Source organism: Xenorhabdus sp. KK7.4 (assembly GCF_963876465.1).
GTDB lineage: Bacteria > Pseudomonadota > Gammaproteobacteria > Enterobacterales > Enterobacteriaceae > Xenorhabdus > Xenorhabdus stockiae.
Genome location: NZ_CAWNQF010000081.1, coordinates 1 through 13,373, shown reverse-complemented (window position 1 = coordinate 13,373; position 13,373 = coordinate 1). Strand labels below are relative to the sequence as shown.

The 13,373-nt window shown below is 40.6% G+C and carries 11 protein-coding genes and 1 pseudogene; 7 read left to right on the top strand and 5 right to left on the bottom strand.

What is annotated here, in order from left to right; all coding sequences use genetic code 11:
* Positions 1-166 precede the first annotated feature (166 nt).
* Positions 167-886 carry a TonB system transport protein TonB gene (gene tonB / locus AACS90_RS14240; protein ID WP_228863139.1) on the bottom strand — a complete coding sequence of 240 codons (720 nt, stop codon included), beginning with the start codon at positions 884-886 and terminating at the stop codon, positions 167-169.
* Between the two features lie 118 nt (positions 887-1,004).
* On the bottom strand, positions 1,005-1,184 hold the full coding sequence (locus AACS90_RS14235) for a YciY family protein (protein ID WP_099111766.1): 180 nt from the start codon (positions 1,182-1,184) through the stop codon (positions 1,005-1,007).
* A gap of 326 nt (positions 1,185-1,510) precedes the next feature.
* On the opposite strand from AACS90_RS14235, the gene cls reads away from it, so the two are divergent.
* Both cls and AACS90_RS14225 read left to right on the top strand, forming a co-directional pair.
* On the top strand, positions 1,511-2,971 hold the full coding sequence (gene cls, locus AACS90_RS14230) for a cardiolipin synthase (protein ID WP_099123114.1): 1,461 nt from the start codon (positions 1,511-1,513) through the stop codon (positions 2,969-2,971).
* A gap of 189 nt (positions 2,972-3,160) precedes the next feature.
* Positions 3,161-3,484, top strand: coding sequence for an HI1450 family dsDNA-mimic protein (locus AACS90_RS14225; protein ID WP_228863150.1), 324 nt, complete (start codon positions 3,161-3,163; stop codon positions 3,482-3,484).
* Between the two features lie 409 nt (positions 3,485-3,893).
* Here AACS90_RS14225 and AACS90_RS14220 read toward each other — a convergent pair whose 3' ends face one another.
* The 3 genes and pseudogenes from AACS90_RS14220 to tssF form a co-directional block, all read right to left on the bottom strand.
* A complete protein-coding gene (locus AACS90_RS14220) occupies positions 3,894-4,148 on the bottom strand; it encodes a hypothetical protein (RefSeq protein ID WP_153043688.1) in 255 nt (84 codons plus the stop codon).
* Positions 4,149-4,208: 60 nt separating this feature from the next.
* Positions 4,209-5,426, bottom strand: a complete 1,218-nt coding sequence (tssG, locus tag AACS90_RS14215; RefSeq protein ID WP_099123111.1) for a type VI secretion system baseplate subunit TssG — start codon at positions 5,424-5,426, stop codon at positions 4,209-4,211.
* Positions 5,390-6,550: pseudogene (tssF, locus tag AACS90_RS14210) on the bottom strand (type VI secretion system baseplate subunit TssF); the annotation flags it as partial. The pseudogene tssF and the gene tssG, both read right to left, overlap by 37 nt.
* A gap of 1,182 nt (positions 6,551-7,732) precedes the next feature.
* Here tssF and AACS90_RS14205 point away from each other — a divergent pair.
* The 5 genes from AACS90_RS14205 (at position 7,733) to AACS90_RS14185 (ending at position 13,118) form a co-directional block, all read left to right on the top strand.
* A complete protein-coding gene (locus AACS90_RS14205) occupies positions 7,733-8,440 on the top strand; it encodes an L-threonylcarbamoyladenylate synthase (RefSeq protein ID WP_099123109.1) in 708 nt (235 codons plus the stop codon).
* A gap of 275 nt (positions 8,441-8,715) precedes the next feature.
* A complete protein-coding gene (locus AACS90_RS14200; protein WP_153043687.1) occupies positions 8,716-9,675 on the top strand; it encodes a hypothetical protein in 960 nt (319 codons plus the stop codon).
* On the top strand, positions 9,672-10,862 hold the full coding sequence (locus AACS90_RS14195; RefSeq protein WP_099123107.1) for a putative PEP-binding protein: 1,191 nt from the start codon (positions 9,672-9,674) through the stop codon (positions 10,860-10,862). The genes AACS90_RS14200 and AACS90_RS14195 overlap by 4 nt, the downstream gene beginning before the upstream one ends.
* Positions 10,863-11,091: 229 nt before the next feature.
* On the top strand, positions 11,092-12,048 hold the full coding sequence (locus AACS90_RS14190; protein ID WP_099123106.1) for a DMT family transporter: 957 nt from the start codon (positions 11,092-11,094) through the stop codon (positions 12,046-12,048).
* A gap of 266 nt (positions 12,049-12,314) precedes the next feature.
* Positions 12,315-13,118 carry an alpha/beta fold hydrolase gene (locus AACS90_RS14185; protein WP_099123105.1) on the top strand — a complete coding sequence of 268 codons (804 nt, stop codon included), beginning with the start codon at positions 12,315-12,317 and terminating at the stop codon, positions 13,116-13,118.
* The last annotated feature ends 255 nt before the right edge of the window (positions 13,119-13,373 follow it).

Below are 13,373 nucleotides of genomic sequence, written 5' to 3'. Positions count from 1 at the left end.
TACATCAATTTTTCATCCTAAAATTATCATCCAATTTCGACTCAAAATGATGTACCAACAAAATGTAGTAATAAACCTTAATAAAAAACCTTGATAAAAATGCTTTTATTATAAATGTGTTAATACGTAACAGGAGACGCTTTAGCGCCTCCTGTTATGATAAAAACTACGATACTGAAACACCAGTCAGCTTAAACTCTATGGTAGTCACATATCCTGTGGCTGGTTTTTTTTCATACCGCCACTTTCTCATCGCGTTTCTCACTTCACGGTCAAAAAGGTTTTTAGGTTCAGCCGAAAGGATTTCAATATTTTTAACCCGACCATTTTCATCAATATCGTATTTTACCTGTACACTCCCTTCTATACCTAATTGCCTTGCCCTATCTGAATATACAGGATCTATTCTACTCAGTGCTTTTGGCCCGTTCTGAACTTCAGATTTTTCACTGGTAACAGGGTCAGTGGATTTTTTCCCATCCACATTATTTGTCAGCAAAGATTCCTGATCAGTAATAGGTTTCACTGCCTCTTCTGACATTTTCTCTGTCTTGATTTCTTTAGGCTTAGACTCCTTTTTAGCAATTTTCTTCTCTTCCCGTTTCTTTTCTACCGGTTTTTTTTCAGGCTTCGGCTCAGGCAGAGCTATTTTCGCAATAGATTCAGGTTCTGGCTCCGGGGCTGGCGGTTCGGGTTCTGGCTCGGAAATAGATGCAGGCATAGCGGGTTCAGATACCGGGGCCTGCTCCGCTGCCAACTGGATCATCGCAACAGACATCGGGGGCGCTTCTGGCGGATTGCCGGATTTCAGCGTATGAAATAGCGCCGCAGCAATGGAAATATGTAAACAAACAGAAAGTAGTACTGGCCAATGTATCCAACGCATAAGAGAATTCTTGAGTAGCAGCATGATTGTCAATTTTAGGATAGACATTAGTTTAAATGCAAATGACTATCATATTCAATAAAGATTCAAAAACATCTGTATCATGCCACACATCATGTTAAAGTGATTCTGCGTTTTGAATGAACAAGATCGACCGGCGATGCTTGTAAGTTCCCATCTTACGTAGTGCATAAATACGTGAATAACGGCGAGACTGACTTTCCAACCAACGACGACGACGTTGGATACTTTGGCGAAGGAGACGCCATCTTCCTACTTCATTTCTGCTTCTTTTCATAAAATACCCTGATAAATGTTTTCAAAACAAAATTTTTCTCACTATAAGTGAGTAATGTTATTCTTAATCGTCACTGCCGGAGATGTCAACCAATTACAGGTTTACCTTAATATTCATATTCAGCATGTTTCAGCAGTCGTAAATAAATAATTTCAATAAATAACATCAGCCTGAACTCAATCTACTCATCATATTTAGTTGAGCATGGGTAATATTTGAATTATTTTCTGCCTAATGGATGGTATTTCCTTGATAGTTTCTTAAAATTTACAGAAACTTGCACTCACTACGGTATCAAAATACTTAAACAGGATTGATTGCCACTTATGACAACCATTTATTCTGTACTTTACTGGCTGGCTATTTTCTTATACTGGCTGATTATCGCTGGTATTACTATCCGGGTCCTGATGAAGCGCCGACCAGTGACATCAGCAATGACCTGGTTGCTTATTATTTATATTTTCCCTTTGGTCGGCATCGTTGCTTATCTGTCATTCGGTGAGTTACATCTGGGTAAGCGCAGAGTTGAACAGGCAAAACAAATGCGCTCTTCTGTGGCTGACTGGCTTTCCGATCTAAAAAAGTCACAACATATTTTTGCCAATAAAAACAGCGAAGTCGCTGAACCTTTGTTCCAGCTATGTGAGCGTCGGCAGAAAATCAAAGGTGTCAGAGGCAATCAGATGCAGCTGATAACATCTTATGAGCAGTCCCTGAAGTCTCTTATCAATGATATAGAAACTGCCGAACATAGTATTGAAATGGTGTTTTATATATGGCAGGCGGGTGGATTGGTTGATCAGGTGACTGATGCTTTAATGAAGGCAGCAAAACGTGGTGTCAGGTGTCGTATCATGGTGGATTCAGCAGGAAGCTGGCAATTTTTCCGTAGTCCCTACCCTGATATGATGCGCAAAACCGGTATTGAGTTTGTAGAATCACTGAAAGTGAATATCTTTCGTCTTTTTTTACGTCGCATGGACTTACGCCAGCATAGAAAAATTATTCTTATTGATAACTATATTTCATACACCGGCAGTATGAATATGGTCGATCCTCGTTTTTTCAAACAAAATGCTGGTGTAGGCCAATGGATTGACATCATGGTAAGAATGGAAGGCCCGGTCACAACGACACTGGGCATTATCTATGCCTTCGACTGGGAAATGGAAACGGGCCAGCGCCAGCTTCCCCCTCCTCCTGACACTAATATCATGCCCTTTGAGCAGGCATCCGGGCACACAGCGCAGGTTATTGCCTCTGGTCCCGGCTTTCCTGATGAGCTTATCCAACAATCACTGATGACGGCCATTTTCGCCGCCAGAGAACAACTCATTCTTACCACGCCCTATTTTGTTCCCAGTGATGATCTAATGCATGCAATCTGTACCGCCGCCATGCGAGGTGTTGATGTCAGCATTGTTGTACCGAGCCAGAACAATTCATTCCTTGTACGCTGGGCAAGCCGGGCATTTTTTACCGAATTACTGGAAGCGGGTGTAAAAATCTATCAATTTGAAGGCGGGCTATTGCATACAAAAAGTGTTTTGGTGGATGGGCAACTCAGTATGGTTGGCTCTGTTAATCTGGATATGCGCAGCCTATGGCTAAATTTTGAAATTACTGTTGTGATCGATGATGAACTCTTTGGCAGTGATTTAATGCTTGTCCAGCAGGATTATATTACCCGTTCAGTGTTGCTTGACAGTGACGAGTGGCAAAAGCGCCCTGTCCGGCAACGAGTGCTTGAGCGCTTGTGTTATTTTTTCAGTCCACTTTTGTGATTTTCGGCACAAAAAAAGAGCAAAACATAAATATCTGACTATTTTTCATAGCCTCGCCACCACTAACGGGGCTATGATTGCAATTTGATAGTATTCAATCACTACCATCCATGTTTTAATTCCCTTCTGTTATCAGTTTCGGACACTACCATTATGGAAAATCAACCAACATATCCACATTCTCTTCACTTGGATCTCAATAACCGAATGACCGAAGACGAAGCGCTGGAAAAAGCCTACGATATTTTTCTGGAACAAGCGGTTGAGAATCTCGATCCTGCGGATAGCTTACTGTTTAGCCTACAGTTCGAAGAGCGCGGTGGCGCAGAGTTATCAGAACCCTCAGATATATGGCTTAAACATGTTGATTTTGAAATAGATCCTAACTTCTTTTCAGAAGTGATTATTGGATTAGCGGAATCTGATGAAGCCGAAATTGATGATATTTTTGCCCGTATACTGATTTGCCGGGAGAAAGCGCACCCGACCTGTCGGATATTGTGGAAAGCGTGATATTAATTAACTAGAAACATACAGCGATATCTCTTCCCACAAGATAATCATGTAATTATTTCTTATTGCGGCTGCATAGTGAAGTGCAGCCAACAAAGATGATAAAATTTATTAAGTTTAAGAAAGGAGTTTTATCAGTGGGGAATTGTAACAGATTAACAAACACCATACGTATACAGCCAATGAAAACAAAGCGTAGCAGACAGCTCTGGCAATTAATATCCAACCAATACCGATCATTACTATTCTTATAATTCCAATATACCATTTCCCTTTGATTGCTTTAAAAGAGCGTGCCCCACAGATAACCAAGCCCACTCCTATACTGAAAAATACAAAATGGAAAAGTGCGGTTTCATATGTTAATTCATACATTTATTCATATCACCCGAATATAGTCTTACAAAGATTAATGATTTTTTGCTGAAGAGTTTCTACTTTGCTTAATTAATGCATACCGATTGAGTAACTGGATAAAATGCATAGTAGACAATGCGATACCATTATCATTCAGATTAGATCCATCCCGAACCTGAAAATCCAGATGAACTTCTTTGATTTTTTTATAAAAAATTGACCTAGTTACTTCGGCTGAACCATCACCGATAGTCTGAGTTAATCCACAGCCAGTCACACACATTGCAGCAAACAATATGAATGCCAAAGCCCCTTTTTTGTATTGTTGCTTTTATTGCTTCTAATGATGCATTCAGTGGAGCCATGTTTAGAATCGATAATTGCCATATTCATGAGTCTCTTTTCGGAAAAGCTGTTCGGGAGCAGCCTGATAGCGTCCCAAACCAATAGTAATTTCATTGACTTTTTTATTTGTGCTGGCTCTATTAACGGCCGCGTTATTGCTCGCCGTCTTACCTGTATTTGTTTTATCAATGATCACATTACCTACAATTACCCTATGAGTGATTGTTTGATTAACAACCGTATCGTTAATTGCAACAGGCGACTGCCTTCTCATCACTGCCGTTTGCCCCAGCTTCACCCCTTGCCCGGTTGTGACACTCAACTGCGCTTCTGGCAACAACTCACGAGGTATACGCAGTTGTAAACGAGCATGAACACGTGATCCCAGATATGCATGAAGCAGAGTCATTAAATCTGCATGTAACTGACCATCAGGAGGTAACCATTGTCTGACCTCCTCTGGATCCTGAGTCTTCAACACCAGTAGTATCTGACTGTTTACATCAATACCACTCCGACCCAACACGGGCTTATGAGATAGGCTAACAGGTGAATGGCAACTCATCCTGACTGGATTATCTATCGCTATCCGACGTCGATCATGGCGGATAACCTCTACTTCAGTATTAGGTGCCAGCAGTTTAATCAAAGAGCAGATACCTTCTGATGTCCGGGTAGGTAAACGCATCGTGCCCAACAAAGCCAAAAAACGAGAGACAGGTGTGCCAATATGATTTGCACATCCGGGAATACCTAGCCCAATTAAACCAAGCAGGTATTGTGAAGTTTCATCACTTCCACCAGCCTTAAAAGTCGCAGGGTATGAGTACTTGCGCCAGATACGATAAAACTGTGTTGTCAGGCGATGATTGAATAGATCGAGAAAATCAGTGACAGCTTCCGTTCCTTCTCGTTGTTGAGCGATATCATCGATATAAGTCGGTGGCAGCGGTGATTCAACCCCATATAATCCTAAAAAAGTGGTTCTTACACTGGGTTTATTGCCATGAGCTTCATGCCCTGTTTCTATCGTTTTCAGTTCGCTGACAGGAAATCCCATCCCCAGATGAGGACGAAAACGCACGGCGTCATCATCCGGGTTTATTGTACTACCTAAACCCGATTTCTCAGGTTGCAGGCTCTCAATCAACTGACAAAAACGGTAAAAATTGACCAATGGCAGCTTATCTTTAAGCTGAGTAATCAGCGCGGTAAGTTCTGGTTGTGATTCTCGGTCCATCGAATACATTTCCCACTTGGTTGAATAATCAAAGTCAGTTGGTTAAACAGATGAATATCGGCATATAAAGAGAAAAACCGATTGAGCATTTCACCAAATAGATGAATATCGCCTTCTCCCGTGAAGCCGTTACTATCCAGTGTGACTTCAATATCAATGCCACGTAATAAAAAACCTTTTTCAAATCGTTGCAGATGCTCATGGCGGACGGCCATAATCGCATCCAATTTACGATTATTCATTTCATCTTCTTGCCAGTTGTATAACGCCAGCGTCCCACGTAAGACTTCTGCACTTGCCATCATGTTGAGAAAACTCGAACCTAAATGGCTTAGAACCCGCCAATGAAAACGATCCTCTGCCGGAGGGTAAGCAGGTAAAGTTGGCTTGCATAAATTCTGTACCCTGACAGGAAGCTGCAATGTTTGCTCACAGCGGTTCAGTAAAGTACTTTGGAGGGCTTTACGCGGTAACTGACCGTTTGTACCCGTAATCTGTAAGGAAAGTGTTTCCGATGTGATACTCCGGTTGTTTTCCCAAACCTGTCCACCCAATATCAACCATGTATCATGTAAACCAGTAACACCTCGTCTGACACGGGTATGATAATAACGCTCTGGTGCTGTGCGGCGTAACATTCCCCCTCGGTGACGGAAACTAGTAAATGGCACATAAGCACCTTCTTCAGCATGTCGGGAGCTATTAACACCATCGACGGAATAAATTTCCGTATGACCATCCTGCAAACGGCGTGGACGCAGTAGATATTCATTTTCCAGACCATTGACAGTCAAAGGGTCAGCCTCCAGAGTGAATAAATTAATCACAGAGACACAGTGCAACCGAATATGTTCTGTTTTCACTAAGAAATCAGAATCCCAAAGCTCACTTAAAACAATATCCAATTCAAACCATTGGGTTTTGTCAGGAAATCGGACCCCCTCCAAGCCATTCAATTCGACGAACATGAATTTTTCCCGGAAAGTGAAATACTCCAGTAAAAGCTGATAACCACTGAATGAGGTATCACCTTTCGACCACAACCGATCGTTATCAGTAAAACCTCCCGGAGAAAAATAATCATCAAAACGAATCCGATCCATAACTTCAGGCAAACGTAAATAAAAAAGTAGATTATTCATCTAACCAAAAAGATAAAATCATCATATTTGCTCATACTGAAATGATTACAACTCTTAGATACATTTTATTTTACTTAAATTATATTCTTATTTTTCCGAATCATTACGTGCAAATAAACAATATTTTGGTGTTTATTCACCGGGATACGATATAAATAGATTCTAAGTTTCGCTTTATTCGCCAATAGCCTCCTGAAAAAAATGCCTCTGCCTTTGGCTGACTGACTTGTTGGTGGGAAAATTTACAATCCATAGAAGTCTGGCTATAACCAATAATAGCGACCACTCCCAAAAGTCATGATCATAAATCTTTTTTTGACAGTAGGAATTTTTGTCACAGCTGTTATTATTTTCAATGACAAAATTATAATAATATCAATTAACATAAAACGTAAAATATTATCATATTTATGATGTGCTTTACTTTCGTTGAATAACTGTTTATTTCTTTTATGAAAATTTAGATCTAATATTCACACATTCTATATCAAATGATTAACTTCCAATGAAAAATAAAAATGAATCCATACCACTTATTATTTTAGTGAATTATCTCTATAGAAGATCGCGTTTTATCAGAGATATTTCGCCACACCATAAATAAAATGAACGCATCACAAATTCATCAAATATAACATAAACTTGTTGCAGTTGTTTTTATTTTATATGTTTTTTTATCAAATTATTTATGTTTGATTACATTATTTTCCATGCAGATAATTCCGTCACCCTCTTTTATATTAGGCGGGTAAAAATTAGTTATAAACTATCCTTTAGATGGGATTAAAAGTATAGGTGTGATATAAAAATCAGTAGCATGCATTGGTAGAAGATTGGAAGAAGATAAAGTGTAAATATCTAACAAACAACTATAAAAACAAACATTCATAAAATCATAAAATAACTGAAATTAATTTCCAATTGAAATAAAAAAACCTCATAGAATTATCACAATCTTTCCTTTAACAATGGAAATTTAATAACAATTTCGGATTTTAAGTTTTTTATAAATTAAGTTATTAATGAACGCCACCATAGTATAAAAACAAACCACGTATTTTTCTATGAAGTAATTTTTGGCACATCTTAATTCATTTAATTGAATTATTGATGTTTATTTTACAAACCTATCTTCGATAGAGATATTAATTATAGGGTTTAAAAATGGATATTAGAGCTTACAATGATGAAACTCATAAATACGCGCTAGAGTTACTTAAGAATGATGGCGTTATTGTCGCTCCAAGCGTAACAAATTACGGTGTTTTTTGTTCAGCAACAAGTGCACGCGGAATAGCTCGAATCTTCAAAATGAAAGAGCGGACCAAATTCGGGCCACTCACTCTGGGTATCGGGCATCCTAATGATGCGCGAACCTATGCTGATATCCCGCCAGAATTCTCAGATGAGCTCATCGCCGAACTGCTATTAGGGAAAACCACTACAGTTTTTTTCAAAGCACCAGCAGCAACTTTATTTCCCGAGCAAATGACTATGGGAGCCCCTACAGTTGGTCTTTTTTGTCATGGGATGAGCCCCATGTATGAAATTGGACGAGACTTCGGCCCTATAGCCCTCACATCCTCTAATATATCAGGGACGGGCGGACACCAGGTTACGCGCGAACAAGCGATCAACGATCTTGGTCAGCACGCGGATTTGGTTATTGATGGAGGTCCTATTGGTTGGGATGAAACTGCCGGGCCATTTCAGAGCAATACAGTAGTGGATTTCTCTTTCAACCCGCCACATCTGGTTCGACCTGGCAGATTTTCAACTGAGCGATTAAAGAGCCTCTTTCCTGCACTTGTGACTGACACAAAGGCTTATAAGGATGTACTAACTCAAAGAATGGGAAATGTAAGACTATGACTAGCATTCATTTCGATAAACCATACACAGGATCTGATCAGGTAACTGAAGAAGCATCGTTTTCAAATAATGCTCAAGCAAAAGTAGGTAGAGTCTTACTTGTTGGTATGGGAGCAGATATCGGATCTAATCTATTGTATCTGTCGACAACCGCAGATGTCGCATACCCAATTACGGATGTGTTAACCCACTCGATTGACAGTGAGGGAATTGCGGCTGCGGATCGCGGGCCACTTGAAGAGCTCAAAGCACGTCTCCTCCTAGCCAATCCACATTTGCTCGGTAGAATTACCATAGATAGTAGCAATTGTTTGCTGGCTATAGATAAATGTACATTTCGCATTCACTTCCGTGATCTTGACGAAGTTCTGGATGATCTCGGCTACTTTGATTTGATTGTATTGGCGACGAGTCGTCGGCACATTAGATCTCAAAACTACCTTGATAAGCTTGAATCCATCTCTCGGGTGGTCATCGGTGTAGCAGAAAATTCTGCTCTTCCTGCTCTTTATCCTGCGCTTTTATCCGCTAATTCACAACATTTTCTTGCTAGTCGCACAACAGTAGCGACTGAACTCTCAGGAAGTTATGCAATGGGCAGTTGTCAATGTGTGGGGTGGACTACAGGTTTGCGCATTCTGGCAGACACCTGTGCAAACCGAGGCGTAGCACTTCACGATATTTTGATTCATACGGAGATAGATATCGTCCATCCTGATACCGCATCTTCCAATTTTGGTACTACGCGTGTGGGCTCACGCACTGAGGATCCCAGAGATAACCTGCGACCAGGCGTCTCTCAGGTTGCTGAATCTATGTTGCGTTTCAGTCCCGCCACGAGCTCTAACAGTGTTTCACTCCGAGTACTTACCCAGCCTCCAGGATATCAGGTACAGCGGTTTTTCCTGCGTGGGCTTGATATTAGCGCAGAGGACATTATTGGTGCTGCGAAAGCACTAGAATCTGCCGAGCCATGTCTTATTCATGTAACTAATAATCCTATAGGTTCAAGGTGTTATGCTTTCTTGCCTTGCAGTATTGTACTTCTCGCAACGGAGCAACATATTTCAATCAAACGCATTGGAGACATTGTCGAAGTTGTCCTTCAAGCCTTTGTCCACAATACACTCGGCTACTGTGCCGCAATCCTTGCGGCCACCGATCGTATCCTACGCGGTGATATCGTCACATTTATTGATTCACATGATCAGATAACTATTGAAGGCAAAAAATGACTACTTTAGAACTTATGGATAGACCAACTGTACGGAGAGCTGTAGGCAAGGTGATCATTACCCCAGAACCTGAAACGGTGGGTACTATTACATCCTCGTTCGACGAACTTTCAGATGGTATGGAGCATATTCTTTTTACACCAAACCTTGATTGTGCAATTGCAAGTAAGATTATAGCATTTCCATCAGTGGGCTCTGTTGTTGTAACCAAGGGAGAATTTTCGGATCACGCCCGAAAAATGCTCCAAGAATCTGGAATTGGATTGATCGTCTGTAACAAAGATGAGCTCAACAAAATAAGCAGGTGTATTGTTAACAAAGATGGTTTGACGGCTCTTAAGGCAACAGTGCCAGTTAGTGCCATCTGTTCAGTACTGAACCAGCGAAATCTCACAATCTACCGCAGATTCGGAATTAACTCGCTGGGGTACTTTAGGTTCAAGTTCTGTCTTTTTCAACTCTTTAGTCAAGAGCCATCTGCTTATTATGATCCTAATCGGGTTGAGGTATTCCTGTACGAGCAACTAGTCGAGCTGGGAAAACAAAACTGGTCGAGCGTTCGCTGCGTTCTATCCGACCTTACTACAGCTGAACTCGCCGAAGTTGGGATAAATATACCCACAGAAATGAATCCAGATATGGGCGTACGCGGGCCACGAAACATGAAACAATGGGAACCTGAATTAGCCGCTATTTGCCGCTTCCAGCAAGAATTCGATACACCAGTTAAAATCAGTGCTCCATTCATTTCCACTATTGATGAGTACTGCGCATTTGTCGCTATGGTGGAAAAAGCAGGAATACAGCGTTCTCAGGTTGAGCTTGGATTTACGTTAGAGGTTCCAGCACTAGCAAAAGAGCTTGATGACTTGTTCACAGCGACAAAGGTCGATTTCATGGCTATTGGTACGTCAGATCTTTTTTCTCTGTTCAATGGCATTTGTCGCAACAATCAAGCCCTTTCTGTATTGCCAACCCGCAACGCAAATATCCGCCTGCTACGTAGAGTCGTTACGTCTGCTCGGGAGCATGGCGTTCATATATTTGTGTGTGGTGAAGTTCGCCATAATGAAGAGATTATGAAGGAGTTATTGCAAGCTGGAGTTGGAGAACTCATTTGCTCCGCACATGTTAAAGATCTTAGCTCAATATTTTATCTCTCTAGCACAAAATGGTCAGCAACATGAGCCATATTATCTCATCGCAGAAGTATAAAGAAACGAAGGGTCTCTGATAAGCATATTCAATTAATTGTTTTATGGCGAATTAAAGAAAGTGCCCATTATTTTTTTATGTTCTTCATGAATATGTTGGCTGGATGAGTTGTTTAGTCATAACCAAATTTTTTCCATATTAAGCCATATAAGAAGCATGATCTAAATAATTCTATATGGTACTTAACTGAGATATATAAGTATGAAAAATTCTTACTCTACAGGTGTAATCTGCTGCCTGATCACTACTTTATCCTGGGGAGCTACTTTTCCCATCATGACCAGCGCGCTTACACGCATGGATCCTTATACATTCACATTACTGCGCTATGGTTTCGCTGGTATTGCATTGTTAATTGCACTGTATTTACGCGAGGGGAGGCAAGGATTTAACCTAAAAGGCGAACGTATAGGTTTAGTCTGGTTACTGGGCACTGTGGGCTTTGCTGGTTTTGGTTTTTTTGTATTTTTAGGCCAACAAATGGCTGGAAAAAGTGGTGCATTAACAGCCTCCATCATGATGGCAACTATGCCAATGCTTAGCATTCTTGTGAACTGGGTATTACGCAAAGTTGCACCTCCAGCTATCTCTATTGGATTAATCCTGATGTCCTTTTTTGGTGTAATGACCGTGATTACTAAAGGTCATTATGGCAGCCTGTTTGGTGCTCCCTCCAGCTACACAGCTAACGGGCTCATCATTTTAGGTGCACTGTGTTGGGTTATTTATACTGTAGGAGCTTCATTTTTTCCTACTTGGTCACCGTTAAAATACACTGCGTTGACGACTTATCTGGGGGTAATAAGTATAATAGTGCTGGATGGCATATTATATGCCTGTGGTATTATATCTGTACCTGCAATAAATGATTTTGTGTTTGTTATTCCACATGTATTCTACACAGCTTTCATTGCGGGCTTCATAGGGATCCTGTTCTGGAATATTGGTAATAAGATCCTAACGCCATTTAACGGCGTATTATTCATGGATATTGTACCAATCACAGCTTTCTCAATTTCAGCGATGACCGGAATGAAACCAAGCACTCCGGAAATTACCGGAGCTTGCATTACAGGTTCTGCACTGATTCTCAATAATCTATATTTACGCTACCGCAATACACCAAAAAAAGTTGCTATCCTCATCCGTGATAATTGAATAGTTAGCCATATATAATCATTAAATTCAGATATTCAGCGATAGTGTCCTCTTTATTGACAGTGTTATTTTTCTCCACATAAAATTTATTTATATCCGTTTCAGTAGTGATAGATAAATTATTTCTCAGTAACAAGGAGTTAAAAATAATTATGGTTTTATTGATATATTTCGCTGAAAAAATTAATTGATTCTAGCCAGGTAAAGTAATTCTTGCCATTAGGCTGTTAAAAATTAGATGTATAATTAGATTAGGAGATTTAAGCATGTTCTTGAAATCTGGTGAGTTAATATTGCATGTTGATTTACAAGGCTCCTGCGACGCCCCTGTTCTGGTGCTACTTCATTCCCTTGGGACTAATTTACATCTTTGGGATCCGATAGTATCGAGTTTAACTCGATACTATCGGGTATTACGTCTAGATATGCGAGGACATGGTCTCAGCGAAGTTGGGCAGGTTCCTTTTCTTATCAAGGATCTGGCCAAGGATATACTCAGTGTTGCAGATTATTTTGGAATAGATATGTTTTCGGTAGCTGGTGTCTCGATTGGTGGACTAATTGCCCAAAATTTAGCTGACAGAGTGCCTGAGCGACTCGTGTCAATGGTACTCATTGACACCTACCTTGCACCAACTACACAATCTATTTGGAGCACAATGGCTTATGATATCCGCAATCACGGCTTAAGCCATCGAATTCAAGAAATCTTCTCTCGTTGGGTAACACCAGCATTTCGTGACACACCATCGGCAATAGGAATGAAGCAGATGCTATCCCGTACCTCAGCAGAAGGCTATGCGGGATGCGTCGAGGCGCTATCGCAAATTAAACCGGAGCAACCAAAGAATACAAAAATTCCAGTATTAGTGTTAGTCGGTGAAAGTGATATTGTCGCTACACCAGCAGCCGCACAAGAAATGGCGATTGCTCGCAATGGAAAATTAGTTGTACTGAAGGATGCGGCTCATATACCCATTCTTGAAAAATCCGATGAGATTTTGGAAGAAATGATGAAATTTTTGGTTAAAAACTTCAATCAAACTATCAGGATGGAAGCTAGCGTCTAAATATAACACCACATACTACATTATAGTGGTCAACAGACATATGGCACCTTTCTGCCTCATAGTTGCAATGGTGATACTTCACCAACTGAATTCGCAAAACAATGGGAAGAAACTAAAGAAGAGTCCTCTATTTCTTAACTGCTACAAATAAGTATCCCCCGGCATAGCCGGGGGTTTTTCATATGCGCCTATAAGGCTCTCTTACCTGCCGCGCCCTAACAGGCGCATCGCAATCTGACATTTGCATTCTAGTGA